Source organism: Ralstonia sp. Ralssp135, from assembly GCF_047304345.1.
Classification (GTDB): domain Bacteria; phylum Pseudomonadota; class Gammaproteobacteria; order Burkholderiales; family Burkholderiaceae; genus Ralstonia; species Ralstonia chuxiongensis.
Genome location: NZ_JBGLYZ010000050.1, coordinates 1 through 24,999 on the forward strand (window position 1 = coordinate 1; position 24,999 = coordinate 24,999).

Here is a 24,999-nt window from a genome sequence, read left to right on the forward strand (position 1 = left end):
CCTGCTGCATCACGCAGCACAACTGCGCTGGCAGCAGGTGGTCTTCGATGAAGCTCTCGATGAAGTAGTAGCCGTGGTCGTAGCCCGGGTGGCGCCGCAGTTGCAGCGGTTGCCCGGCTGCGGCACACGCTGCGGCAAAGTCATCCGGGTACAACTGCTCGGTGAGGAATTTGTCGGCCTCGCCCTGATCGATCAGGATGCCGCTCGGGAACGGGCACGATGCCTGCCGCATCAACTGCGTGGCGTCGTGGGCTGCCCAAGCGGTGCGATCGTCCCCGAGATATCCGGTGAACGCCTTGATTCCCCACGGGCACACCGACGGATGCGCGATGGGCGCAAACGCGGAGACCGAAGCAAAGCGTTCCCGATGGCGCATGGCCAGCGTCAACGCGCCGTGGCCGCCCATCGAATGCCCAAAGATGCCGATGCGCCCCGGCGCCACCGGAAAAGCCACGCGCGCGATGTGGTGCAGCTCGTCGGCAATGTAGCTTTCCATGCGGTAGTGCTCGCGCCACGGCGCCTGCGTGGCGTCCAGGTAGAAGCCGGCGGCGATGCCGAAATCCCAGCTATCGGTTTCGCCGGCGATGTTCGCGTCGCGGGGGCTGGTGTCGGGCGCGATGAGGATGAGGCCTTCGCGCGCTGCCACGCGTTGCGCACCGGCCTTGATGGCAAATGTCTCTTCCGTGCACGTCAGGCCCGCCAGATAGAACAGCGCGGGGCAGGGCGTGCCTTCCAACGCCTGCGGCGGCAGGTAGACCGAGAAGCGCATCGGCAGCCCGATGGCCGTCGAGGTGTGCCGATAGAAACGCTGCACGCCGCCAAAGCAGGCATGCTCGGAAAGCAATTCAAGTGCCGGTACCGGGATCGTCATCGCGTGGTTCCATCCTCAAGGTTCAATACAGCACGACCGAACGGATCGACTCACCGCGCTTCATCAGCTCGAAGCCCTCGTTGATGCGCTCCAGCGGCAGCCTGTGCGTGATGAGATCGTCGATGTTGAGCTTGCCTTCCATGTACCAGTCGACGATCTTCGGCACATCGGTGCGGCCACGTGCGCCACCGAAGGCGGAGCCCTTCCACTCACGGCCCGTGACGAGTTGGAACGGGCGCGTGCTGATCTCCGCGCCGGCCTCGGCCACGCCGATGATGATCGACTGGCCCCAGCCCTTGTGGCAGCACTCCAGAGCCTGACGCATGACCTTCGTGTTGCCGATGCACTCGAACGAGTAATCCGCGCCGCCATCAGTGAGCTGAATGATGTGGTCGACCACGTTCTCCACATCGCTCGGGTTGATGAAGTGCGTCATGCCGAATTTACGTGCCATGGCTTCGCGTGCGGGGTTCAGGTCCACGCCGATGATCTTGTCGGCGCCGACCATCTTTGCACCCTGGATCACGTTCAAGCCGATGCCGCCGAGACCAAACACGACCACGTTTGCGCCCGGTTCCACCTTGGCCGTGTAGACCACCGCGCCCACGCCCGTGGTGACGCCGCAGCCGATATAGCAGACCTTGTCGAACGGCGCGTCGGGGCGGATCTTGGCCAGCGCAATCTCCGGCACCACGATGTGATTGGCAAACGTGGACGTGCCCATGTAGTGGAACAGCGGCTTGCCGTCGAGCGAGAAGCGCGACGTGCCGTCCGGCATCAGGCCCTTGCCCTGCGTGGCGCGAATGGCCTGGCACAGGTTCGTCTTGCGCGACAGGCAGAACTTGCACTGGCGGCATTCCGGTGTGTAAAGCGGGATCACGTGGTCACCGGCCTTCAACGACGTGACCCCCGCACCCACCTCCAGCACCACGCCCGCGCCTTCATGGCCGAGGATCGCCGGGAAGATGCCTTCCGGGTCGGCGCCCGAGAGCGTGTAGTAATCGGTATGGCAGATGCCGGTCGCCTTGATCTCGACGAGCACCTCGCCAGCTCGCGGGCCCTGCAGGTCGACTTCTTCCACGGTGAGCGGAGCACCGGCTTTCCAGGCGATGGCGGCTTTGGTTTTCATGCGCATTCCTTTTTTTGAAGTGGAGCCTGCCCGATGTGGGCAGCGTAGGGAGGGCGATTGTAGAACGTTGCCTGCTCCGGCAATGTGATAGCGAAGTCATGGCATTCACATCAGACTTCAGATTTTCTTACGACGGCCGTTTCTTGTGCGACGGCAGGGCCGACAGGGCCGTGTGCCGCATGCCTTACATGGTGGAATCCCTGCCATGGGCCTCGTAGTAGGAAACCATACCGTGCTTGCATCCATCCGTACTCGCATTTTGCTGACCTGCGTTGCCATCGTGGTCGGCGCATTGACCTTCGCCGGCGGTCTTAACTATCTCGTGACGCGTTCGTACAACGACGAGTCCATCCGCCAGAACCTGCAGTCCGTCGCGCGCGGCCACATCGCCGGCATCGACGACTGGGTAGCGTCCAAGACGCAGATGATGGTGTCGCTGCAGGACGTCGCAGTGTCTGCGGACCCGATTCCGGTTTTCAAGGCCGTGCACAAGGCTGGCGGCTTCATCAACGTCTATGTCGGTTACCCCGACAAGTCGTACAAATTCTCGAACCCCGAAGGCATTCCGCCAACGTATGACCCGACCGCGCGCCCCTGGTACAAGCAGGCGGTGGAGGCGGGCAAGCCGGTGGTGACGCCACCGTACGTGAGCGCCAGCACCGGCCAGCTCGTCGTGACTTTCGCGGTGCCCATTCTGGAAGGCGGCACGCTCAAGGGCGTGATTGGCGGCGATGTGGCGATGGACAGCGTGATCGCCAACGTCAAGGCCATTCACCCGACGCCGGCCAGCTTCGGCTTCCTCGTCAACGCGGCTGGCAAGATCGTCGCGCACCCGAATGACAAGCTCACGCTCAAGCCGGCGACCGATCTGTCGGCAGGGCTGAACGAAGCCACGCTGGCATCGCTGGCGCAGGCGGAGAAGCCGGTGGAAGTGTCAGTGGATGGCGCATCCAAGCTGCTCTACCGCCAGGGCGTGAAGGGCACCGACTGGGGCCTGGTGGTGGCGCTGGACAAATCCGATGCCACAGCCGGCATGCGCTCGCTGGTGATGACGTCGATCGGCGCGCTGGTGGGTGTGGCCATCGTTGCAGCACTTATCGTCGGTGCGATGACCTCGCGCGCATTCCGTCGCCTGTCGATGATCCGCGATGCAATGGATGATATCGGCTCGGGCAGCGGTGACCTCACCAAGCGTCTGCCGTCCGACGGCGAGGACGAAGTCGCGCAGATCGCCCGCTCGTTCAATACGTTTGCCGACAAGCTGACCGCCGTGATGCAGCAGATCCGCCTGGGCAGCGACTCGGTGCGCTCGGCCGCGCAGGAAATTGCTGCCGGCAACGCAGACCTCTCGCAGCGCACGGAAGAACAGGCCAGCTCGCTGGAAGAAACCGCGTCAAGCATGGAAGAGCTCACGAGCATCGTGAAGCAGAACGCCGATAACGCGCGTCAGGCCAGCCAGCTTGCCGTGACGGCGTCTGACGTTGCCACGCGCGGCGGCAACGTGGTCGGCCAGGTCGTGCAGACCATGGGCGGCATCAACGAGAGCAGCAAGAAGATTGCCGACATCATCGGCGTGATCGAAAGCATTGCCTTCCAGACCAACATCCTGGCGCTGAACGCAGCGGTGGAAGCCGCGCGTGCCGGCGAACAAGGCCGCGGCTTTGCCGTGGTGGCCAGCGAAGTGCGCAGCCTGGCGCAGCGCTCGGCGGGCGCAGCGAAGGAAATCAAGGCGCTGATTCACGACTCGGTGGATCGTGTGAGCAACGGCACGGCGCTGGTTGATCAGGCCGGGGTGACGATGGCAGAGATCGTCGATGCGGTGAAGCGGGTGACCGACATCATGGGCGAGATTTCGTCAGCGTCGGAAGAGCAGAGCAGCGGCATCGAGCAAGTCAATCAGGCCGTCAACCAGATGGACCAGGTGACACAGCAGAACGCCGCGCTGGTCGAGCAGGCGGCGGCCGCTGCGGAGTCGCTTGAGGAACAGGCTCACAACCTGAACGAGGCTGTGGGGCAGTTCCGCCTGTCGCACTGAACTGGGCTCAGGCCGAGGGAGCGGCCGCGCTGGCGGCCGCTTTGGCCTCGTCCTGTGCTTCCGCCAGGGCGACGTCCGCGGCCTGTGCGCGCTTGACCGCAGGCCGTGCCAGGATGCGGTCGATATACGCGCGCACCACGGGCGTTTCGGGCATCAGCTTGAACATCGTGATCCAGTCCAGTGCGGCGCCCCAGAGCACGTCTGCCGCCGTGAAGCGCTCGCCCAGGAAGTAGGGCCCTTTGGTCAACTGTGCGTTGATCGCGGCAATGACCGTATCGAAGTCGCCATAGGGGGAGGTCGAATACGCGGCAGGCGGGCGGCCCATTGAATGGTCGACGACAGCGGGCTCGAAGCACGAACCGTAGAACGCCATCCAGCGCAGATACGCACCGCGCAGCGGATCGCCAACCGCGGGCGACAGCCCGGCTTCCGGATACAGCTCTGCCGCATAGAGATAGACCGCCACCTGCTCGGTGACGACCACATCGCCGTGGCGCAGTGTCGGCACCTTGCCTAGCGGGTTCATCGCGAGAAACTCCGGCGTCTTGTGCTGGCCCGTGGTCAGGTCGAAGGCGTGTACCTCGTAGTCGGCACCGAGTTCTTCGAGCAGCATGCGCGCGCCCCGCGAGCGGCTGCGCGGCGAGTGGTAAAGGATCAGGTGGCGGTCTTGGGGCATCGTCGGCTCCGTGTGCGATGGAACGGGTGAGGAAAGACTGCCACTGTAGGCGTAGGGCATGCCTGCGTCTTGGAAAAATCCGCTGCGGCGGTGCATCATCGCGGCATTGTCTTTGCCCCCGCCGTTTCCATGACCGATCTACGTGACGTTGCCGCCAAGCCAAAGGGCGTGGTCGATCCGCTGGCATTTCGCCAGCGCTTCCGCCTGAACCGTTACCAGCCGTGTGCCGCGCTGGCCGGCGTGCTCGATCATCACTGGATTGTCGAATGGGACCTGCGCGGCCAGCCGCCCTATACGCAGCGCACGCTGCCGTACCCGTGCGTGAACGTCGTGTTCGACCGTCGGCAGACCGCAATCTTTGGCGTGGTGTCGGGCGCGTTCGAGACCACATTGGCTGAGACGGGCCGCGTGATCGGCCTGCGCTTTCGGCCCGGTGCCTTTCGCGCGTTCTTCGGCAAGCCGGTGCGTTTGCTGACCGACAAGACCATGCCGGTTTCCGATGTGCTTGGCATTGGCGATGCGCAGGCAGAAGAGATTGTGCTGAGCGCACGTGACGACGCCGGCATGGTGTCTGCCGCAGAAAGGCTGCTGCTGCGCGTGTTGCCGCCACCCGATCCGCAGGTTGAGCGCATCCACAGCATCTTGCAGTCGCTTCACCAGGACGCAGGCCTGACCCAGGTGCGCGATCTGGCCGAACGCGCCGGCATGAGCGAACGCACGCTGCAGCAATTGTTCTCTGAGTATGTGGGTGTGACACCTAAGTGGGTGATCCGCCGATACCGCTTGCATGAAGCGGCCGACCAGCTTGCCAACGGCGCGGACGTGGATCTGGCTGAGCTTGCGCACGGGCTCGGTTACTTTGACCAAGCGCACTTCACGCGTGACTTCCGCCGCCTTGTCGGTAAGGCGCCCGCGGAGTATCGGCGCGCCAATCAGGCCTAGCGCGCCCAGCGCATCAATCCGTCGCGAGCGCCACGTCTGGCGACGCAGGCGGGCGGTCCGTCATCACACAGTTGCGCCCCGCCAGCTTGGCGGCGTAAAGCAGATGGTCTGCCCGTCGCAGCAGTGGCTCCAGTTCGGGGCCATCGGCCGCAGGCGCTGCCGCAACGCCAAAGCTGGCCGTCATGCGACAAGGCAGATCGGTGCCGGTGGGCACCGTCACCTCGGCAATGCGATGGCGCAGATGGTCGGCCACAGCGCGCGCCTGCGCGAGGCTATCCGCCCACACCATCACCGCGAATTCTTCGCCTCCGATGCGCGCCACCGTGTCGGCGGAGGGGCCCTCGGCGCGGCACAGGCTTGCAACGGTGCGCAGCGCTTCGTCGCCCACGGCATGGCCGTACGTATCGTTGATGCGCTTGAAATGGTCGATGTCGAACATGATGAGCGCAACGAGCCGCGCTTTCGGCTGCGGCGACTTGCACATCGCGCTGGCACGGTCTTCAAAGGCGCGGCGGTTGAGCAGATGGGTGAGCGGGTCGGTCTCGGCCATGCGCGCAAGTTCCCGCATCAGGTGCGCGCGCTCCAGTTCCAGCCGACGGCGCTCGATGCTGTTGATGCGCAGCACCCGGATCGCCTCGAACATCGCACGGATCTCGCGCCGTGCAAAGCCGGTCGGGATATGCACGCTCAAGTTGCCACGCGCAATCCCGTCGATCAGCCGCGTGGCGTTGACAAACGGTCCCACCACGTTGCGGCGGAAAGAAATTGTCATCCATGCCAGCGCGCCCAGCACCGATACCACGGCGCCTGCCGAGCCGATGAGCACCAGCAACATCGCGCGCCGATGTTCGCGGATGTCGTCAACCGCCAGGCCCAGCACGATGTCGCGGAAATCCGTAATGGCGCGCATGGTGGGCACGTAGCGCTCGGCAAATGCGGCGGGGGTGATATCGACGCCGCCGGGCTGGCTGGCCTTGGCGCGCACGGCAGCCACATAGCGCAGCCCATCGCCGAAGTACTGGGCGCCGAGCGTGGCCAAGGCGTGCTGGTTCAGTGCCGAATGCGCACCCACGCGCGTCTCGATCATGCTGCGCAGCTGGTCAATACGGCCTTGCGTGCGTTCGATCGCAAGCTGCTCTTCAAATGTGAGCATGCGGTGCATGGCCAGCGCACCGGTAAAGCGCGAACCGAGCTGGCCCGCGTATTCACGCAAATCGGCCGACAGCCGCGCCAGCGTCAGGCAGTTGAGCACGTCAGGATCGCCGCGAGTGATGTTGGCCGTGCGTGCGTTGACGATGGGCAGGAATTCCGGGATCACCGCGATCATTCGGTTCACGCCGTCGGCCAGCTCATCGCTGCTGCGTGAGCGCAGGGGCAGTGCGGTCAGCCGGTCGATGTTGGCGCGGGCCGCAGCCAGATGCGTTTGGGCGCGGCCCGCAGCGGTGATGTCGGCTTCACAGCCTGGGCAATTTTCAGGGCCCAGGGCGCCGAGCAATTGGGCGACGTGCTCATCGCTGGCGGCGCGCATGCGTTGCAGGGCCGCCTTGCGCTCGGCGGGCAGCGGCAAGTCTTCGCCGAGCACGCCGTTGGTCGGGCCGCGTTCGGCTGAAACCTTCTCCATGGCCAGCAACGTCATGCGCAGCGCCTGGACGCTGCGGGCGGCATTGTCGGCGCGGCCGTAAGCCAGCCACGCATAGCCCAGCAGCCAGCACGATAACGACAACACCGGAACGAGGACGATGGCGACGCTGGCGCTAAAGCGCCTGTCCATCGACGTTTCAGAAGACATGAACGGAGTGGTTGGGCGTCTTGGCGGGCGGTTGGGCAGAGCCGGGAGGCTGTTGCGAACGGGTTGCGCAGGTGCCCGCGCTCATTGCCGCGCGTAGTGCACATCTCTGGCTAACGGCAGCATCGGGGGCTTCTTTACCGTGCCATTGGACCCCCGCCGCGAGGGGGCACTGCAAACAAATGCAAAAGGATTCTTACGGGACGTCCAGGCCGGAGCGTAGAAAAAAGGGTCTGGACGGACGGGCCGTAACGCTGGCAAGGCACGAGATGAGCGCAATCTGAGAGCGCCGCGCGCATCTCGTGTCTGGGGGAGGATCGACTGATTCGGGCGGGCCGATTACTTGACCGCCACCTCCGAGTGCACGACTTCCGGCGCCTTGGCGAAGAACGGCCCGACCAGCTTGCGCCATTCCTGGAAGTCGTCGGACTCGCGAAAATCGACCATATGGTCTTCCACGGTGTTCCAGCGCACGATCAGCACGTAGCTGGTGTCGCGCTCGACGATGTGGTGCAGCTCGGCGCCGTGGCAGCCCTTGGCGCGAGCAAACAGCGGCAAGGCTTGCTGGACGGCGGCTTCAAACTCGCGCTGCTTGCCGGCAAGAATATCGATGTGAGCCATTTCGAATACCACGTTGTTCTCCGTTCGGTTGGATGGGTGAGAAGACTATAGCCGGCAATCCTCGTTGCCATAGCCCGGCCAGCATCGGGGTTGTTTGATGGTGCGGACGCCAACTTTGGGTTGGCTTCCGAACGTCTGTCTGCCCGCGCGCGCCTCTATGACAACCGCGGCGGCGCGGGCATACTCGGATTCCATTGCCTTGGCCCGGATCCTGCTCGGGCTCTTCAGACGTCACCTTCAAGCGAAAGCAACCCATGGATAGCGGAAACGACCACCAGAAATTTTTCTACCTCTTGCTGTTCGTCGTCACGCTCGGGCTCTGCTGGATCCTCTCGCCGTTCTTTGGCGCGGTGTTCTGGGGTGTCATCCTGGCGATCCTGTTCCAGCCCGTGCAGCGCGCGCTGGTCGCCCGGATGGGCAAGCGGCGCAATCTCGCTGCCCTCACCACGCTCGCCCTGATCATCCTGATCGTGATCCTGCCCGTCGTCTTTGTGACGGCGACCATCGTGCAGGAAATCGGTGTTGCCTATCAGGAGATCCAGAGCGCGCAGCCGAATTACTCCCGCTACCTTTCGGAAGCGGTTCATGCGCTGCCCACATGGGTGCAGCAACTGCTTGCCAAAGCCGGCCTGACGAACATCCCAGGCATCCAGAGAAAGCTCGCCGACGGGGCTGCGCAGATCAGCCAGTTTGCCGCCACGCAGGCGCTGAGCATCGGGCAGAACACGTTCCAGTTCGTGGTCGGTTTTGGCGTGATGCTGTACATGGTGTTCTTCCTGTTGCGCGATGGCGCCGAGATCGGCCGCCGCGTGCGCCGCGCGCTGCCGATGGACGAAGAGCACAAGCGCCTGCTGCTGAGCAAGTTCACGACCGTTGTGCGCGCCACCGTGAAAGGCAACATTGCCGTTGCGCTGGTGCAGGGCGCGCTCGGCGGGTTGATCTTCTGGTTCCTCGGCATTGACGGCGTGGTGCTGTGGGGCGCGCTGATGGCGTTCCTGTCGCTGCTGCCCGCGATTGGCGCCAGCCTCGTGTGGATTCCGGTCGCGCTCTACTTCCTGATGGTGGGCGCGATCTGGAAATGCGTGATCCTCGTTGCGTTCTGCGGCGGTGTGATCGGCCTGGTCGACAACCTGCTGCGCCCGTTGCTGGTCGGCAAGGACACCAAGATGCCCGACTGGGTCGTGCTGATCTCCACCCTGGGCGGTATGGAATTGTTCGGCATCACCGGCTTTGTGATCGGGCCTCTGGTCGCTGCGCTGTTCATGGCCAGCTGGGATATTTTTGCGCGCGGGCAGAACGAATGATGCCTCGGTCGAGCGGGCGCTTCATCGCGCTCATATTCGCTCGAAGCGCAGACCGGCATGGCGCGTCAGGCGCTCGATGAAGCGTTCATCAAACATCGTGGCCGGCGTCCAGAAACCGCCGGGGCGCCCTGTCTTGGTGCCGTCTTTCACGTGGTCCAGCGCGAGGCTGGCGGCGGCCTGACCCAGCATCTTGCCGGTCGAGCCATAGCCGGGGTCGCGATCCCCGGTCACCTTCACCCGCAAGGTGTTTCCTTGATCGGTGCGGCCAAAGAGCCGCAGGTCATAGCGGCCTGCCAGTTGCGCCGCAGGCGTAGGGCCTTCGCCGGGTTTGGGCAACAGAAAGCGCTCCATCACGATGCGGATGGGCTTGACGACAATGCCCAGCATGAAGGCGCCCAGGCCAGCCACCATCGTCAGGGCCCTCAAACGGCCGCTCAGGCCCGCCCCCGTCATCACCGCTTCGTCGTAGATGAATGGGTTGCCATAGGCGTTGCCGGACAGGGCGTTGGAGCGGTGCACCACGCGCTCGTTGATGGCCGCCATGACGAAGGGCGCAATCCACACATCGAAATCGGCATCGAACGCCGCGCCCCGTACCGAGTGCTGGCGTGCCGTGAAGCCGTGGCCCTTGGGGCAGAGGGAGTAAGGGTCGGCCAGTTCCCTGCGCAAGGCGGGGTCGGCCGCGGCTTCTTGCACGACGTTGATCAGGCTGGCCACCGTGCCGCCAGATGCGCCGCCCTTGAGCGTTTTGACGCGCAACTTCACCTGCCTGGCCGGCGTACCCCATTCCCGCATGGCTTGTTGCTGCAGGAAATAGACGCCCATGTCCGACGGCACCGAGTCGAAACCGCAGCAATGCACGATGCGTGCCCCTGACTGCCGCGCCGTCGCTTCATATTTGCCGATCATGCGCCTGATCCATTGGGTCTCGCCGGTGAGGTCGCAGTAGTCCGTCCCACATTCGACGCAGACCTTGATCAACGGCTCGCCGTATAGCGCGTAAGGGCCAACTGTGGACACCACCACCCGGGTCTGTGCGCATAGCGCGCGCAACTGGGTTTCGTTTGCAGCGTCCGCCACGATGATCGGGAGGGATTCACCCGCCGCGCCCAATGAACGCTTGACGTCCAGCAGCTTCGCTTCGGATCGGCCGGCAATGGCCCAGCGCAGCGTTTCTCCACCGCCCGAAAACTGTTCGGCCAGGTAGCGGGTCAGGATCTGGCCGACAAAGCTGGTGGCGCCAAACACGACAACGTCAAAGTGCGGAGCGGGCATGGAGTCTTCCTTTTGATGAGCCGATGAAGGTGCCGGTACGGCTGCCTTGTAACGTCCAGCGGCGAACAATAGTGAAGGCGGCAAGGCCGCCCGGCAACTGGCAATGCTGGCGCCGCGTGACCATGCGCTCACGCGTCCGCACCCCTCCTGGCGCCTCCGGGTTCTCCGGCTCCGGTACCTGAAAGCGTATTTCACATTGTGGAATTTGCTCCGGATTTCTCGGCTGTCGTCTTCCCGTTTGCTGAAAACACGTTCCGTATCGCAAAATTTGTTGTCTATCTCATTGAAAAATAAAGAAAAACTAACTCTTATGTCTTATATAAGACCTTGCTGCGACGCGTCAAAGCCGACCTACAATAAATCCACGCTGCTCGCTTCGAACTCCGTAGCTGCACACGCAACCGATTCTTCTCAAACGCGCTTTATTTCCAGGAAATTGACATGGCCCAGTATCAAGACGACATCAAGGCAGTTGCCGGTTTGAAAGAAACCTACGGCAACGCATGGAACGCGATCAACCCCGAGTACGCTGCTCGCATGCGTGCTCAGAACAAGTTCAAGACGGGTCTGGACATCGCCAAGTACACCGCCAAGATCATGCGCGCCGACATGGCCGCCTACGATGCTGATCCGGCCAAGTACACGCAGTCCCTGGGTTGCTGGCACGGCTTCATCGGCCAGCAGAAGATGATTTCCATCAAGAAGCACTTCAAGAGCACCGAACGCCGCTACCTGTACCTGTCGGGCTGGATGGTCGCTGCGCTGCGCTCGGAGTTCGGCCCGCTGCCGGATCAATCGATGCACGAGAAGACTTCTGTCAGCGCGCTGATCCGCGAGCTGTACACGTTCCTGCGCCAAGCCGACGCCCGTGAACTGGGTGGCCTGTTCCGCGAACTGGACGCTGCCAAAGACGCCGCCGCCAAGGCCGCCATCCAAGAAAAGATCGACAACCACGTCACCCACGTGGTGCCCATCATTGCCGACATCGACGCCGGTTTCGGCAACGCAGAAGCCACGTACCTGCTGGCCAAGCAGTTCATCGAAGCGGGTGCCTGCTGCATCCAGATCGAAAACCAAGTGTCGGATGAAAAGCAGTGCGGCCACCAAGATGGCAAGGTCACCGTGCCGCATGAAGACTTCCTGGCCAAGATCCGCGCAATCCGTTACGCGTTCCTGGAGCTGGGCGTGGACGACGGCATCATCGTCGCCCGTACCGATTCGCTGGGCGCAGGCCTGACCAAGCAGATCGCCGTGACGAACACGCCGGGCGACCTGGGCGACCAATACAACGCGTTCCTCGACTGCGAAGAGCTGTCGGCCGACCAACTGGGTAACGGTGACGTCGTCATCAAGCGCGACGGCAAGCTGCTGCGTCCGAAGCGCCTGCCGAGCAACCTGTTCCAGTTCCGCGCCGGCACGGGCGAAGCACGTTGCGTGCTGGATTGCATCACCTCGCTGCAAAACGGCGCCGACCTGCTGTGGATCGAAACCGAAAAGCCGCACATCGCCCAGATTGGCGGCATGGTGAGCGAAATCCGCAAGGTCATCCCGAACGCCAAGCTGGTGTACAACAACAGCCCGTCGTTCAACTGGACGCTGAACTTCCGTCAGCAGGTGTATGACGCGATGAAGGAAGCTGGCAAGGATGTGTCGGCCTACGAGCGCGGCCAACTGATGAGCACGGAATACGACGACAGCGAACTGGCGAAGCTCGCCGACGAGAAGATCCGCACGTTCCAGGCCGATGCGTCGCGCGAAGCCGGCATCTTCCACCACCTGATCACGCTGCCGACGTACCACACCGCCGCGCTGTCGACCGACAACCTCGCCAAGGAATACTTCGGCGACCAAGGCATGCTCGGTTATGTGGCTGGCGTGCAGCGCAAGGAAATCCGTCAAGGCATCGCCTGCGTCAAGCACCAGAACATGTCGGGCTCGGACATCGGCGACGACCACAAGGAATACTTCAGCGGCGAAGCAGCGCTGAAGGCCGCGGGTAAGGACAACACGATGAACCAGTTCCACTGATTCACGGATACGTCTTACCTCAAGCAGAACGCCAACCCATTGCGGGTTGGCGTTTTTTTTTGGCCGTGAGACGGCCTGGTCAGTGAGCACCGTCCTTCGGCCAGACCACATCGGCCTTCCACGATTCCGACGCAATGAACTCCTTGAGCTTGTCCTGCAGCAGTGCGGTCCAGGCCGCGGCGAAGCGGGAAGGCGGATTCTCGCGCAAGGTCGTGATCGCCACGCTCGACCGGATGCCGGGGCGCCCCATGCGATGCGCCACCAGTTCACCACGCGCGATCTCCTCCTTGATTGCGATGTAGGTCAGGATCGAATAGCCGGCGCCGGCCTTCACCAGTTGCTTGGTCAGCGACACGCTGTCGACTTCCAGGGCGATGCGCAGGCGCACACCGTGCTGGATCGCAGCCTGTTCGACCAGACGCCGGTTGCTGTGCGGCAGTCCGGGCAAGATCAGCGGAATGCTGGCCAGGTCGCGGATCTGGTATTCGCGCTTGTCGGCCTCTGAGCCAGGCGGCCCGACGAGGATCATGGGCTCGCTGAACAAAGGGCGCACGAGGAACGCATCCAGCGGCGGCTGGTTGTAGACGACGGCAAGGTCAACGCGCCGATCCAGCACCCACTCCTGCAGCGAACTGCTCAGGCCTTCTCGCACGTGCAGTGACACCCGAGGCCACTGCGCGCGGAAGTCCTGGACGAGATCGGCGCCGATCAGCGCGCCCATGGTCGGCGGCAGGCCAACGGCCAGATGCCCGCGCTCCTCGTCGGCGCTGGCGCGTACGTCTTCGCTGGTTTCGCTGAGGAGGTGCGTGATCATTTCAGCGCGCTCCAGCAGACGCGACCCCGCCGAGGTGAGCCGGACGCCACGGCCATGCCGAACCAGCAGCGGCACGCCAATCTCTGCCTCGAGTTTTGCAATCTGCCGGCTCAGCGCCGGTTGCGCGATGTACAGCTCGGCGGCTGCGCGGCTGAAACTGCCGGCACGCGCCACGCGAATGAAGCTCTTGAGTTCTCGGATGTCCATGCTTGCGTTGAGATATGCCGTGTCGGCATAGATTTGTATGTTCACATGGTCTTTGTCAAGGAAAGACCGTCAATCTATGCTTTCTACAAATAACAAACCACCCAACCCGTACAGGAGACGGCTCGCCCTTAGGCTCAACCGCCAGCGGCATTCACCCTCCCAGTGACGACCGCCTTTCAAGCAAGACAAGTCCAGCACGCTGGTGCCGCCAGGTAGCGGCAGAGCGCTGAATGACTGGACGCAGGAGACACCATGAAACATCTGAAGAAGCTGCACGTGCAGGTCTTGATCGGCCTGGCGTGTGCGGTCGTCCTCGGCATCGCCGCGCCGCAGTGGGCCGTTGCCATGAAACCCATCGGGCAGGCGTTCATTGCGCTGCTGAAGATGATGCTGGCCCCGATCATCTTCTGCACGCTGGTGCAGGGCCTGGCGCATGTGCGCGACTTGCGCATGCTGGGCCGCATGGGCGTGAAGTCGCTGGTGTACTTCGAGGTAGTCAGTACGGTGGCCATGGTGCTGGGCTTTGTGCTCGTCAACGTATTCGAGCCTGGGGTGGGGCTGCATGCCACCAACCTTGCCGAAAGTGCCGATGCTGTGAAGGCCACCAGCGGCGCGGGCGGCATCTCGGCCGTCAATTACCTGCTCAGCCTGATTCCGCACACGTTGGTCGATGCCTTTGCCAAGGGCGACATCGTGCAGGTGCTGATCATTTCCATCCTGGCCGGTTTGGCGCTGAACCTCTCGGTCGGGCCGGACTCGGTTCTGCTGCGTGGCATGGATGAAGCGCAGAAGGTGCTGTTCCGCATGCTCGGTTTCATCATGAAGCTGGCACCGCTCGGCGCGTTTGGCGCCATGGCAGCGGCGGTGGGCAGCTACGGCGGCGTGACGCTGCTTTATCTGCTCAAGGTCATCGTGCTGTATTACGCCGCCTCGCTGCTGTTCGTGTTCGGTGTGCTCAGCTCGATTACGTGGATGATCGGCCTGCCGTATTTCAGCGTGCTCAAGCTGATTCGCGACGAGATGCTGTTGATCTTCGGCACGGCATCAAGCGAAGTGGCCTTCCCGCGTCTGGTTGAGAAGCTGCAACGCGCGGGTTGTGATGAGGCCGTGGTCGGTTTCGTGCTGCCCGCCGGCTACAGCTTCAACCTGGACGGCACGTCCATCTACATGGCCATCGCCGTGGGTTTCATTGCGCAGGCGACGGACACGCCGTTCTCACTGTGGCAGCAACTCGGGCTGCTCGCCATCCTCAGCCTTACTTCCAAGGGTGGGACCACGGTTGCCGGCGGGGCGTTCGTCAAGCTAGCGGCCACGCTGCAATCGGTGCGCTCGCTGCCCGTGGCCGGCCTGGGCTTGCTGTTCGGCATCGACCGCGTGATGGCGATTGCCACTGCGCTCGTCAACGTGGTGGGCAACACCGTGGCGGTGTTCGCCATCGCCCGCTGGGAAGGTGCGTTCGATGCCGAAGCCTTCCATCGCGAGACCGGCGGGCAGGCCCGTTCTTCTCTCCTCAAGCTGCAGAAGCCCGCCGCACAGGCTGCGGTTGCGCAAGACGCGCTGACCCACTAAGCCACTAAGCACTGAGCAACACCAACATGCAACGCATTCCCGCCCTCAATCCTGATGCGCTGGACGCAGACCAGCACGCCGTCTACGACGCCATTGCCAACGGTCCCCGCAAGGGTGTGCGCGGCCCGTTGGCCGTCTGGCTGCATCGCCCCCTGCTGGCCGACCGCGCACAGGCACTCGGACGCTACTGCCGTTACGACAGCAGCCTGCCGCCGCGTCTGTCTGAACTGGCCATCCTGTTCATGGGCCGCTACTGGCTGGCGGAATACGAATGGGCCGCGCACAAGCCGTTCGCGTTGGAAGCCGGTGTGTCGCCGGCGGTGATCGACGCCATTCGTGACGGCATGAACCCGGCATTCGAGCAGCGCGACGAGGCGCTCGTCTTCGCCTTCCTCACACAGCTGCATACCAAGCGCGAAGTGGACGACGGCCTGTATGCCGAACTGGTTGAAGCCATCGGGCAAGACGGTGTGGTCGATCTGGTTGGCATTGCCGGCTACTACACGCTCATTTCCATGACCATCAAGGCATTCAACGTGCCCGCACCGGCCGGTGCGACACCGGAACTGCCGACGCAACTGCCGATGTAACTGCCGATGTAACAGCAACAAGCAACAAGGAATTCACTGTGCAAGCAACGACCGAATTTGAACAAGCCACGGCTGCGGGCCGTCTGGCAGGCAAGGTGGCCATCGTGACTGGCGCGGGCTGCGTCGGCCCGGGCTGGGGCAATGGCCGCGCCGTGGCCGTGCTGTTTGCGATGGCCGGAGCGCGCGTATTCGCCGTCGACAAGAACCTCGAGGCCATGGAAGAAACGGTGCGCCGCGTGCGCGAGGCGGGCGGTGAGGCCACGCCCTACACCTGCGACGTGACGGACACTACCGCAGTCAAAGGCATGGTCGATGCCTGCGTGGAGCAGTACGGCCGCGTCGATATCCTGGTGAACAACGTTGGCGGGTCCGCTGCCGGCGGCCCTGTGGCGTTGTCGGAAGACAAGTGGGATGCGCAGGTCGCGTTCAACCTCAAGAGCGTCTATCTGACCTGCAAGCACGTGCTGCCCGTGATGGAAGCGCAGGGCAGTGGCGCCATCGTCAATACGGCATCGACTTCCGGCATCCGCTGGACGGGCTCGGCACAAGTGGCCTATGCCGCTTGCAAGGCGGGCGTGATCCAGCTCTCCAAGGTGGTGGCCGTTGAGTACGCGAAGAAGGGCATCCGCGTGAACACCGTGGTGCCGGGCCAGTTGCATACGCCCATGGTGGAAGTGCGCCTGGCAGGCCAGCGTTCCGGCGGCGATGTCGACAAGCTGCTGGAAAGCCGGCTCGCACGCATTCCGCTTGGCTTCATGGGCGACGGGCGTGACACCGCGCATGCCGCCCTGTTCCTGGCGTCTGATGAGGCGCGCTTTGTCACCGGCACCGAAGTCGTGGTCGATGGCGGCATGACGGCCCGGTGCGACTGACCATGCAAGGCGAACTGAACGGCGGCGTGTGGGATTGCCATACGCACATCTATGGGCCGTGGGACGCGTTTCCGCTGCCCGCCGACGCGTCGTATCGCCCGGCGGAAGCGCCCATGACGCAATTGCTTGCGTTGCATGAGCAGTTGGGCGTCGCGCACGGCGTGCTGGTGCAGGCGGCGTGCTACCAGGCCGACCACCGTGCGCTGCTGTCAGCGCTGGCGATGACGCAAGGGCGCTATCGCGGCGTCGCGCTGCTCGATCACACCACGAGTGACGACGCCCTGCGCGAATTGCACGAGGGCGGCGTCCGTGGCATCCGCTTCAACTTCATGGGTCACCTGCCGGGCGAGCGTGATCTGGACCGCTTGCGCGAGCTTGCCGAGCGCGTCGGGCCGATGGGTTGGCACGTGCTGCTGCATGGGCAACTGGATCAGCTTCTGCCGGTGCTCGATGCGTGGGAAGACCTCGACGTGCCGCTGGTCATCGACCACATGGCCCGGCAGGATGCGACCCGCCCGCTGGATGAAGCTGCCGTGCGCGAGTTGGAGCGCCATCTGCGCAAAGACAATCGGTGGATCAAGTTGTCGGGTGTCGATCGCCTGATGCAAGGCGCAGCGCCGCCGTGGACTGCAGCGCTGCCCCTGGTCAGGCGGCTGGTGCAGGCGGCGCCCGAGCGGGCCATCTGGGGTACGGATTGGCCGCACCCCAACATCAAGGGCGACGTGCCCGATGACAGCAGCCTGCTTGCATTTGTGCAGGAAGCCTGCGGTGCCGAAGCGGCTGAAGCCGTGCTCGTTCATAACCCGCAACGGCTCTATTTCTGAGGCATCGCCATGCAAGCCACCTTCATCGATGCCGCACAGGCAGAGCACACTGCTGAGCAGAGCGCCTGCCGCAAGGCCGCCTGGCGTCTGGTTCCCCTGCTGGCGCTCGCCTACTTCGTCAACTATCTCGACCGGACCAACGTCGGCTTTGCCGCGCTGACAATGAACCGCGATTTGGGCCTGAGCGCGGCCCAGTTTGGCCTGGCGGCTGGCATCTTCTACGTGGGCTATTGCCTGTTCGAGGTGCCGAGCAACCTGGCGTTGTATCGCTACGGTGCACGTCGCTGGCTGGCGCGGATCATGATCACGTGGGGTTTGTTTGCCGCCGCCACTAGCTTCGCCGTGGGCCCCAACAGCTATGCAGCGATCCGCTTGCTCGCCGGCATTGGCGAGGCGGGGTTCTTTCCTGGCGTCATCTTCTATCTGACCCTGTGGTTTCCGTCGCGGTATCGCACGCGCATGATGGGCTGGTTCCTCGCTGCGATTCCGTTGTCGTCGGTGTTCAGCGGGCCGCTGTCGGTATCGATGCTGGAGCTGGACGGTTGGCTCGGGCTGCACGGCTGGCAATGGCTCTTCATCCTGCAGGGGTTGCCGGCTTGCGTGCTGGGCCTGCTGTGCCTGCGCATGCTGACTGATCGCCCGGACAACGCAGCCTGGCTTACGGCAGAGGAGCGCTCCGCCCTGGCCGCTGCCATCGAACGGGAGCGCAGCGCGGCGGTCGAGCATCGCCTCGGGCCTGCGCTCAAGGACGCACGCGTCTGGCTGCTCACGGCCATTCTCTTCAGCTACATCATCGGCATTCTCGGCATTGGTGTGTGGATGCCGACCATCCTAAAGACGCATCATCTGACAAACACGCAGGTGGGTTTTGCCACGGCGCTGCCCTATGTTGTTGGCGCCCTGGTGATGCTCGGGTGGGCACGCGTGGTGGCGCGCACCCAGCGCTATGTTCTGCACCTGGTGATCACTTGTGCGGTGGCGGCGCTGGGCTTCTTTGCCTCGGTAGCGTCCGATGCGCTGGTGCCGGCCATGCTGGGCTTGACCGTGGCGGTAGTCGGGTTGTCATCCGTGCGCACATGCTTCTACAGCATTCCGGCCACGTTCCTGGATAAGCAGGCTGCCGCCGGCGGTCTGGCGTTCATCAACTCCGTGGGCAGCCTCGGCGGGTTGTTCGGCCCCTACATGGTGGGCTGGCTGAAAGACGCCACGGGCTCGTTCAGGGCTGGGCTGATCGGCATGGGCACCATGCTGGTTCTCGCAACGCTGCTGTCTCTCGTGCTGCTGGCCCGTGTCAAGGAGGGTCAGCGATGAGCAACGATGGGTGGCAACCGAGCCTGCGCACGCCTGACCCCGCCGTGCGCATCCTGGACTCGCGCTTTGAGCACTACCGTCTGCCGCACGCCAAGGTCGAGCGCCTGTGGACCGGCTGCCGGTGGGCCGAAGGCCCCGTCTGGTTTGGCGACGCAGGGGCGCTCTATTGGACTGACCTGCCCAACGATCGCATCCTGCGCTGGGACGAGGCATCCGGCGCAGTGGCGACATACCGCGCTCCCTCAGACAAGGCCAACGGCCTGACGCGCGACAGGCAAGGACGCCTGATTGCCTGCGAGCATGGTCAGCGCCGCGTTACGCGCACGGAATACGACGGCAGCTTCACCGTGCTGGCCAGCGAGTTTGAAGGCAAGCCGCTGAATTCGCCCAACGATGTGGTGGTCGCAAGCGACGGCGCAGTGTGGTTCACCGATCCGCCGTTCGGCCTGGTGAGTGACTACATGGGGCAGATTGCCGAGCCGCAGTTGCCGGCCAGCATCTACCGGATCGACCCGCGCGACGGGCGATTGGACTGTGTTGCTGACGACGTGCTCGGCCCCAACGGATTGGCGTTCTCGCCGGATGAGCGCACGTTGTATGTGGTGGCATCACGTGCGCGGCCGCGCGAGATCCTTGCATTCGACGTGGTCGACGGCAAAGCGCTTGGCGAGCGCCGTGTATTGATCGACGCAGCGGACGGTGCTCCAGACGGCTTTCGTGTCGATGTGCACGGCAACCTGTGGTGCGGTTGGGGCACAGGGTCGGCGGAGCTTGATGGCGTGCGCGTGTTCGCCCCCGACGGCACCGCGATCGGTCACATCGCACTGCCGGAGCGTTGCGCGAACCTGTGCTTCGGCGGGCGACAGCTCAATCGCCTGTTCATGGCGTCCACCACATCGCTCTATGCCCTGTACGTGAATACACGCGGGGCGGTCTAGCGCTGTACCCCACACCAACAACGAACGAGGAGACACGACATGCCATTCCAATCCACCGCGCGCCGCTTTGCAGTGCGCAGCTTGTGTGCAATACCGCTTATTGCCGCTGCCAGTGCCACCTGGGCCGCTGATATCCACGTGCTGGCGACCGGCGCGTTGCACGCGGCCTTCGAGAAGGTCATACCGGCGTACGAGCAGCAGTCGGGCAACCATCTGATCATCGCGTGGGGGCCGTCCTATGGCACCTCGCCCGACGCCTTGCCGATGCGCATCAAAAACGGCGAGCCGATGGACGTCTGCTTCATGATCGGCGCCGCCTTGACGGACCAAGTGAAGCAAGGCCGCTTCATTCCGGAGTCGCGCGTTGACCTGGTGGCGTCAGGCGTGGGCGTGGCGGTGCGCAAGGGCTTGCCCAAACCGAATATCCAGACCGTCGACGATCTGCGCCAAACATTGCTGGCGGCCAAGTCGGTGGCGTTTTCGGAAGGGGCGAGCGGTACCTACATCACCGGCACGCTGTTCGCGCGTCTCGGGATTGCCGAGCAGATGAAGGCCAAGAGCGTGCTGATCCGGGGCAAGGAACTGGTCGGCTCGGCGCTTGAGCGCGGCGAGGCGGATCTGGGCCTGCAGCAGATCAGCGAGCTGCGGGCGTTCGGCGGCATCCAGTATGTGGGGCCACTGCCTGCTGAAGTGCAGAAGACCAGCGTGATCGCCGTTGCGGTGGCAAAGGATGCAAAGGAGCGCCAGGCCGCCGAAGGTCTCATCACGTATCTGCGTTCTCCGGAAGTCGCCGCCAAGCTGGTCCAGACGGGGCTCGACCCGATTTCCGCCAAGCAGAAATAGCCTGATTCGTTGCGGTTGTCCGATGCATCGCGCTGGGTTTCCAGCCGCGAGGGGCAACTGCTGCCCGAAACAAACATAACCGGGCCACGTCCCGGAACAAGGAGACTCCATGACGTTGCAGAAATGCCTACTGGGCGCCGCATTGATTCTGATGATGTCCGCCTGCGCCACGTCGACGCAAACCGGTCCAGACGTACAGCGAGCGCTCGTGCGTCACGGCGATGTGCAGATCGAAACCCTTAGCCAGGGGCGTGGCCCGACGGTCGTCATCCTGCCGTCGCTTGGGCGCGGCGCGGAAGACTACGACGAGGTGGCCCGCCTGCTTGCAGCCGATGGGCTGCGTGTCCTGCGGCCGCAACCGCGCGGCATCGGCCAGAGCAAGGGCCCGATGACGAATCTCGACATGCATGCGTTTGCAGCCGACGTTGCCGCCGTGCTCGATCAGGAAAAGACGGGGCCCGTTGTCGTGGTGGGGCATGCCTGGGGCAGCCAGCCGGCGCGCATGCTGGCGGTGGATCGGCCTGACTTGGTGAGGGGCCTTGTCATGGCTGCAGCCTCTGCCGGCAAGCTGCCGCCCGGTTCCAACGAGAAGCCCTACGGCCGATTGCGCGAAGCGATTGACGGCTCCGGCAACCTCGCGCTGCCCGAGGCAAAGCGCCTGGAATATCTGCGTCAGGCGTTCTTCGCGCCCGGCCACGACCCCAAGCCGTGGCTCGGAGGCTGGTATTCGGATGCGCACCACGCGCAGGCCCACGCTCGCAACGTCACGCCTGTGGATGCGTACTTCGCGGGCGGCACGGTGCCCATGCTTGATCTGCAAGCGCAGTACGACGCCGTGGTCGTGCCCAACGTGTTCAAGCCCATGCTGGGCAACCGCGTGACGGTGGAAGTGATTCCCGATGCCGGGCACGCCATGGCGCCCGAGCAGCCCGCGGCGATGAGCCGCGCCATCGCGCGCTTTGCCCGACGTGTCTATGCGGGCGCGTCCTGATTCCGTCAACACAACAACACGCAGGCCGACGCATCCGCGCGGCATGTCTATCCACACCAAGCACACCAAGGAGAACATCATGAAATTGATCAAGTACGGCTGTACCGCATTGGCTGCGGTCATGCTTTCCTTCTCTGCACTGGCAGCAACGGATGCCGGTCAGATTGATCGTGAACTGGTCAAGTACAGCAACGTGCAGATCGAGGTGATGCGCCAGGGCAAGGGGCCGCTGATCGTCATCCTGCCTTCGCTGGGCCGTTCGGGGCGCGATTACGACCAGGTCGCAAGCCAGCTCGTCGCCGATGGCTTCCGCGTATTGCGCCCCGAGCCGCGCGGCATCGGCCAGAGCAAAGGCCCGATGACCAATCTGGACATGCATGCCTTTGCCGCCGATGTGGCCGCTGTGATCGAGCACGAGAAGCAAGGGCCCGCAGTTGTGGTCGGCCACGCCTGGGGTAACTTCCCGGCACGCATGGTGGCCGTGGATCGACCCGAGCTGGTGCGCGGCGTCGTTCTGGTTGCGGCGTCGGCCGGCAAGGTGCCGCCGGGCTCGACCGAAAAGCCGATCAACGCAGAGATGCGTAAAGCCATCGACGGCGCGGGTGATATGCGTCTTTCGGAAGAGCAGCGCCTTGCGTATCTGCGACAGGCCTTCTTTGCGCCGGGCAATGACCCGCGCGTATGGCTCGGTGGCTGGCACGAAGAGACGCATGAAGCGGAGTCCCATGCCCGCAACGTGACGCCCGTGGATGCGTACTTCGCTGCGGGCAACGCGCCGATCCTGGACCTCCAGGCCGAGCACGATGCAGTGGCGCCGCGCCGCTTCTCGCAGGTTCTCAAATCGATGCTCGGCGATCGCGTGACGGTGGTTGTGGTGCCGAATGCAGGCCATGCATTCGCACCCGAACAGCCCAAGGCGATGGCAGATGCGATCGCAACGTTTGCCAAGCGCGTGTACGCAGAACCGGCCAAACAGTAATCAAGCGTGCTTGCCATGTGGAGGCTGGGTCCGTGATTCGCCTCCACAGCTTGCCTAGCTGGACGGAAAACCCCGCGAGGAAGGGCAAAGGGATTGATAACCAAAGCACATCAATCCTTCCGAAAATTGCACTTCTCGTTTGTCGGTCTCCCGGCGAATATTGCCAAAACGACAAAACGCCGTTCGACGGCGTATTCTTTTTTTGGCTTCCAGGAGACACCTCGATGCACCCCCAGTCCAGCCTTTCGACCGGGCAATCAAAGGCCGCCGCGGTCTTCCGCGTCACCGCCGGGAATTTCCTGGAGCAGTTCGACTTCTTCCTGTTTGGCTTCTACGCCACGCAGATCGCCAACGTCTTCTTTCCCACCGACAGCGAATTCGCCTCGCTGATGATGACCTTCGCCGTTTTTGGGGCCGGGTTCCTCATGCGGCCGCTGGGCGCCGTCGTGCTGGGTGCGTACATTGACGATGTCGGCCGCCGAAAGGGCCTGATCGTCACACTGTCCATCATGGCAAGCGGGACCGTGCTGATCGCGTTTGTTCCCGGCTACGCCACGATCGGCCTCCTGGCGCCCGCGCTCGTGTTGCTTGGGCGCCTCCTGCAGGGCTTCTCGGCGGGTGCCGAGTTGGGCGGCGTATCGGTCTATTTGGCCGAGATGGCCACGCCGGGCCGCAAGGGTTTCTTCACGAGCTGGCAGTCCGCCAGCCAGCAGGTCGCGATCGTCGTGGCGGCGGGCCTCGGGTTTGTGCTCAACCAATGGCTGAGTGCGCCGGCCATTGCTGCATGGGGATGGCGCGTGCCGTTCTTCGTCGGTTGCATGATCGTGCCGTTCATCTTCGCGCTGCGCCGCAATCTTGAAGAAACGCAGGAGTTCAAGGCACGCAAGCATCGTCCGAGCATGAAGGACGTATTCAGCACGCTGGTGCAAAACTGGGGCGTTGTTATCGCCGGCATGATGCTGGTGGCGATGACCACCACGAGCTTCTATCTCATCACCGTCTATGCGCCGACTTTCGGCAAGACGGTCCTGCACCTGAGCACGGCCGACAGCCTGCTCGTTACGCTCTGCGTGGGGGTGTCGAACTTCGTCTGGCTGCCGATTGGTGGTGCGCTCTCCGACAGGATCGGTCGCCGGCCGCTGCTGATCGGCATGACGGTGCTCACCATTGCCACCGCGTACCCGGCGCTGTCGTTTCTCGCGCACGCGCCGAGCTTCATGAACATGCTGCTCGTGCTGCTGTGGCTGTCGTTCATGTACGGCATCTACAACGGCGCGATGGTTGTCGCGCTCACAGAAGTGATGCCCGTGCAGGTGCGCGTTGCAGGGTTCTCGCTCGCTTATAGCCTTGCGACGGCAGTGTTTGGTGGGTTTACCCCCGCCATCTCGACGGCCGCCATCCACATGACGGGCGACAAGGCGGCCCCCGGCTACTGGATGAGTTTTGCCGCCGTGTGCGCGCTCCTGGCGACGTTGACGCTCTATCGTCGTCGCGCGGTGGTGCTGGCACCGGCGCACTGACGCACAGCGCGTTCCGCATATTCACAAACACGTACGACCTGGCATGACCACCACCATGAAGACTCTGTTTCTGAAACTGTGCGCAGCCGCGCTCGTCGCCACCTCGGCTATTGCGGTCAACGTTCAGGCTGCCGAGCTGCACGTCATGAGCTCCGGTGGCTTCACCGCCGCCTACAAGGTGCTCGGGCCGAAATTTGCATCGCAGACGGGCAACACGCTCAACACCGCGCTTGGACCCTCGATGGGCAAATCGCCCGAAGCGATTCCGAATCGGCTCGCGCGCGGTGAGCCTGCCGACGCCGTGATCATGGTCGGCTACGCGCTCGACGATCTGATCAAGCAAGGCAAGGTCATTCCAGACTCGCGCGTGGAACTGGCCGACTCGCGCATCGGCATGGTTGTGCGCGAAGGCGCGGCCAAGCCCGACATCAGCTCGCCGGAGGGGCTCAAGCAAGCGCTGCTGCATGCCAAGTCGATTGCCTACTCGGACAGCGCAAGCGGCGTCTATATCGAGCGCGAGCTGTTCAAGAAGCTCGGTATTGAAGATCAGGTCAAGGCGAAAGCGAAGATGATCCCGCGCATTCCGGTGGCGTCGGTGGTGGCCACCGGCGACTATGAAATCGGCTTTCAGCAAGTGAGCGAGTTGCTGCCGGTGCAGGGCGCAACCTTCGTCGGAAAGATCCCGGAGTCGCTGCAATCGGTTACGCGCTTTGCCGCGGGCGTCCCCGTTGGCGCACAGCATCCGAAGGAAGCCAAGGCGCTTCTCGACTATCTTGCTTCGCCCGGTGTGCAGGCAGACGTCAAATCGACTGGGCTCGATTCGGTACTTGCCCATTGAGGCACCGCGCCCGCGTGGCACGCCAAACGGTCATGG

22 protein-coding genes are annotated in these 24,999 nt (G+C 63.7%); 15 read left to right on the plus strand and 7 right to left on the minus strand.

The genetic code is table 11. The features are described 5' to 3' along the window. On the minus strand, positions 1-871 hold an 871-nt coding region (fghA, locus tag ACCD03_RS23155), incomplete at its 3' end, for an S-formylglutathione hydrolase (RefSeq protein ID WP_413413002.1). Between the two features lie 22 nt (positions 872-893). Next, positions 894-2,000 carry an S-(hydroxymethyl)glutathione dehydrogenase/class III alcohol dehydrogenase gene (locus ACCD03_RS23160; RefSeq protein ID WP_316674200.1) on the minus strand — a complete coding sequence of 369 codons (1,107 nt, stop codon included), beginning with the start codon at positions 1,998-2,000 and terminating at the stop codon, positions 894-896. 232 nt (positions 2,001-2,232) lie between these two features. Between ACCD03_RS23160 and ACCD03_RS23165 the strand changes: the two genes are divergently transcribed. Beyond that, positions 2,233-4,035, plus strand: coding sequence for a methyl-accepting chemotaxis protein (locus ACCD03_RS23165; protein ID WP_253536428.1), 1,803 nt, complete (start codon positions 2,233-2,235; stop codon positions 4,033-4,035). Positions 4,036-4,042: 7 nt separating this feature from the next. Here ACCD03_RS23165 and ACCD03_RS23170 read toward each other — a convergent pair whose 3' ends face one another. Continuing rightward, positions 4,043-4,711, minus strand: a complete 669-nt coding sequence (locus ACCD03_RS23170) for a glutathione S-transferase family protein (RefSeq protein ID WP_413413005.1) — start codon at positions 4,709-4,711, stop codon at positions 4,043-4,045. Positions 4,712-4,840: 129 nt separating this feature from the next. Between ACCD03_RS23170 and ACCD03_RS23175 the strand changes: the two genes are divergently transcribed. Continuing rightward, complete coding sequence (locus ACCD03_RS23175) at positions 4,841-5,653, plus strand: DUF6597 domain-containing transcriptional factor (protein ID WP_413413007.1); 813 nt, start codon at positions 4,841-4,843, stop codon at positions 5,651-5,653. Positions 5,654-5,666: 13 nt separating this feature from the next. Here the strand turns inward: ACCD03_RS23175 and ACCD03_RS23180 are convergent, their stop codons facing one another. Together ACCD03_RS23180 and ACCD03_RS23185 are read right to left on the minus strand one after the other, a co-directional pair. Further along, positions 5,667-7,424, minus strand: coding sequence for a GGDEF domain-containing protein (locus tag ACCD03_RS23180; protein ID WP_413413033.1), 1,758 nt, complete (start codon positions 7,422-7,424; stop codon positions 5,667-5,669). Positions 7,425-7,778: 354 nt separating this feature from the next. After that, the gene (locus ACCD03_RS23185) at positions 7,779-8,060 is read right to left on the minus strand and encodes an antibiotic biosynthesis monooxygenase family protein (protein ID WP_253536432.1); all 282 of its coding nucleotides are present in this window, start codon (positions 8,058-8,060) and stop codon (positions 7,779-7,781) included. 254 nt (positions 8,061-8,314) lie between these two features. Between ACCD03_RS23185 and ACCD03_RS23190 the strand changes: the two genes are divergently transcribed. Further along, a complete protein-coding gene (locus tag ACCD03_RS23190) occupies positions 8,315-9,364 on the plus strand; it encodes an AI-2E family transporter (protein WP_045203633.1) in 1,050 nt (349 codons plus the stop codon). A gap of 30 nt (positions 9,365-9,394) precedes the next feature. Here ACCD03_RS23190 and ACCD03_RS23195 read toward each other — a convergent pair whose 3' ends face one another. Further along, positions 9,395-10,639 (minus strand): saccharopine dehydrogenase family protein, encoded by a 1,245-nt coding sequence (locus ACCD03_RS23195; RefSeq protein ID WP_413413009.1) that lies wholly within the window; start codon positions 10,637-10,639, stop codon positions 9,395-9,397. Positions 10,640-11,080: 441 nt separating this feature from the next. Here ACCD03_RS23195 and ACCD03_RS23200 point away from each other — a divergent pair, with 441 nt between their 5' ends. Continuing rightward, positions 11,081-12,667, plus strand: coding sequence for an isocitrate lyase (locus ACCD03_RS23200; protein ID WP_045203631.1), 1,587 nt, complete (start codon positions 11,081-11,083; stop codon positions 12,665-12,667). A gap of 79 nt (positions 12,668-12,746) precedes the next feature. Here the strand turns inward: ACCD03_RS23200 and ACCD03_RS23205 are convergent, their stop codons facing one another. After that, complete coding sequence (locus tag ACCD03_RS23205) at positions 12,747-13,688, minus strand: LysR family transcriptional regulator (RefSeq protein ID WP_413413012.1); 942 nt, start codon at positions 13,686-13,688, stop codon at positions 12,747-12,749. A gap of 252 nt (positions 13,689-13,940) precedes the next feature. Here ACCD03_RS23205 and ACCD03_RS23210 point away from each other — a divergent pair, with 252 nt between their 5' ends. The 11 genes from ACCD03_RS23210 (at position 13,941) to ACCD03_RS23260 (ending at position 24,963) form a co-directional block, all read left to right on the plus strand. Beyond that, the gene (locus tag ACCD03_RS23210) at positions 13,941-15,257 is read left to right on the plus strand and encodes a cation:dicarboxylate symporter family transporter (RefSeq protein ID WP_253536436.1); all 1,317 of its coding nucleotides are present in this window, start codon (positions 13,941-13,943) and stop codon (positions 15,255-15,257) included. Between the two features lie 26 nt (positions 15,258-15,283). Further along, complete coding sequence (locus ACCD03_RS23215) at positions 15,284-15,847, plus strand: carboxymuconolactone decarboxylase family protein (protein ID WP_413413014.1); 564 nt, start codon at positions 15,284-15,286, stop codon at positions 15,845-15,847. Positions 15,848-15,885: 38 nt separating this feature from the next. Continuing rightward, the gene (locus ACCD03_RS23220) at positions 15,886-16,719 is read left to right on the plus strand and encodes an SDR family NAD(P)-dependent oxidoreductase (RefSeq protein WP_316674177.1); all 834 of its coding nucleotides are present in this window, start codon (positions 15,886-15,888) and stop codon (positions 16,717-16,719) included. 2 nt (positions 16,720-16,721) lie between these two features. Next, the gene (locus tag ACCD03_RS23225; RefSeq protein ID WP_413413016.1) at positions 16,722-17,543 is read left to right on the plus strand and encodes an amidohydrolase family protein; all 822 of its coding nucleotides are present in this window, start codon (positions 16,722-16,724) and stop codon (positions 17,541-17,543) included. A gap of 9 nt (positions 17,544-17,552) precedes the next feature. Next, complete coding sequence (locus tag ACCD03_RS23230; protein ID WP_413413018.1) at positions 17,553-18,854, plus strand: MFS transporter; 1,302 nt, start codon at positions 17,553-17,555, stop codon at positions 18,852-18,854. Then, on the plus strand, positions 18,851-19,792 hold the full coding sequence (locus ACCD03_RS23235) for an SMP-30/gluconolactonase/LRE family protein (protein WP_413413020.1): 942 nt from the start codon (positions 18,851-18,853) through the stop codon (positions 19,790-19,792). Before ACCD03_RS23230 ends, ACCD03_RS23235 begins: the two co-directional genes overlap by 4 nt. Positions 19,793-19,831: 39 nt before the next feature. After that, entirely contained in the window at positions 19,832-20,635 is an 804-nt protein-coding gene (locus ACCD03_RS23240; RefSeq protein WP_413413022.1) for a substrate-binding domain-containing protein, read from the plus strand. A 109-nt stretch (positions 20,636-20,744) separates the two neighbouring features. Beyond that, positions 20,745-21,626, plus strand: coding sequence for an alpha/beta fold hydrolase (locus tag ACCD03_RS23245; protein WP_253536443.1), 882 nt, complete (start codon positions 20,745-20,747; stop codon positions 21,624-21,626). Positions 21,627-21,705: 79 nt separating this feature from the next. Continuing rightward, positions 21,706-22,605 carry an alpha/beta fold hydrolase gene (locus ACCD03_RS23250; protein ID WP_413413024.1) on the plus strand — a complete coding sequence of 300 codons (900 nt, stop codon included), beginning with the start codon at positions 21,706-21,708 and terminating at the stop codon, positions 22,603-22,605. A 224-nt stretch (positions 22,606-22,829) separates the two neighbouring features. Beyond that, positions 22,830-24,125, plus strand: coding sequence for an MFS transporter (locus ACCD03_RS23255; RefSeq protein ID WP_413413035.1), 1,296 nt, complete (start codon positions 22,830-22,832; stop codon positions 24,123-24,125). A 55-nt stretch (positions 24,126-24,180) separates the two neighbouring features. Beyond that, positions 24,181-24,963, plus strand: a complete 783-nt coding sequence (locus ACCD03_RS23260; protein WP_413413026.1) for a substrate-binding domain-containing protein — start codon at positions 24,181-24,183, stop codon at positions 24,961-24,963. Positions 24,964-24,999: the final 36 nt, after the last annotated feature.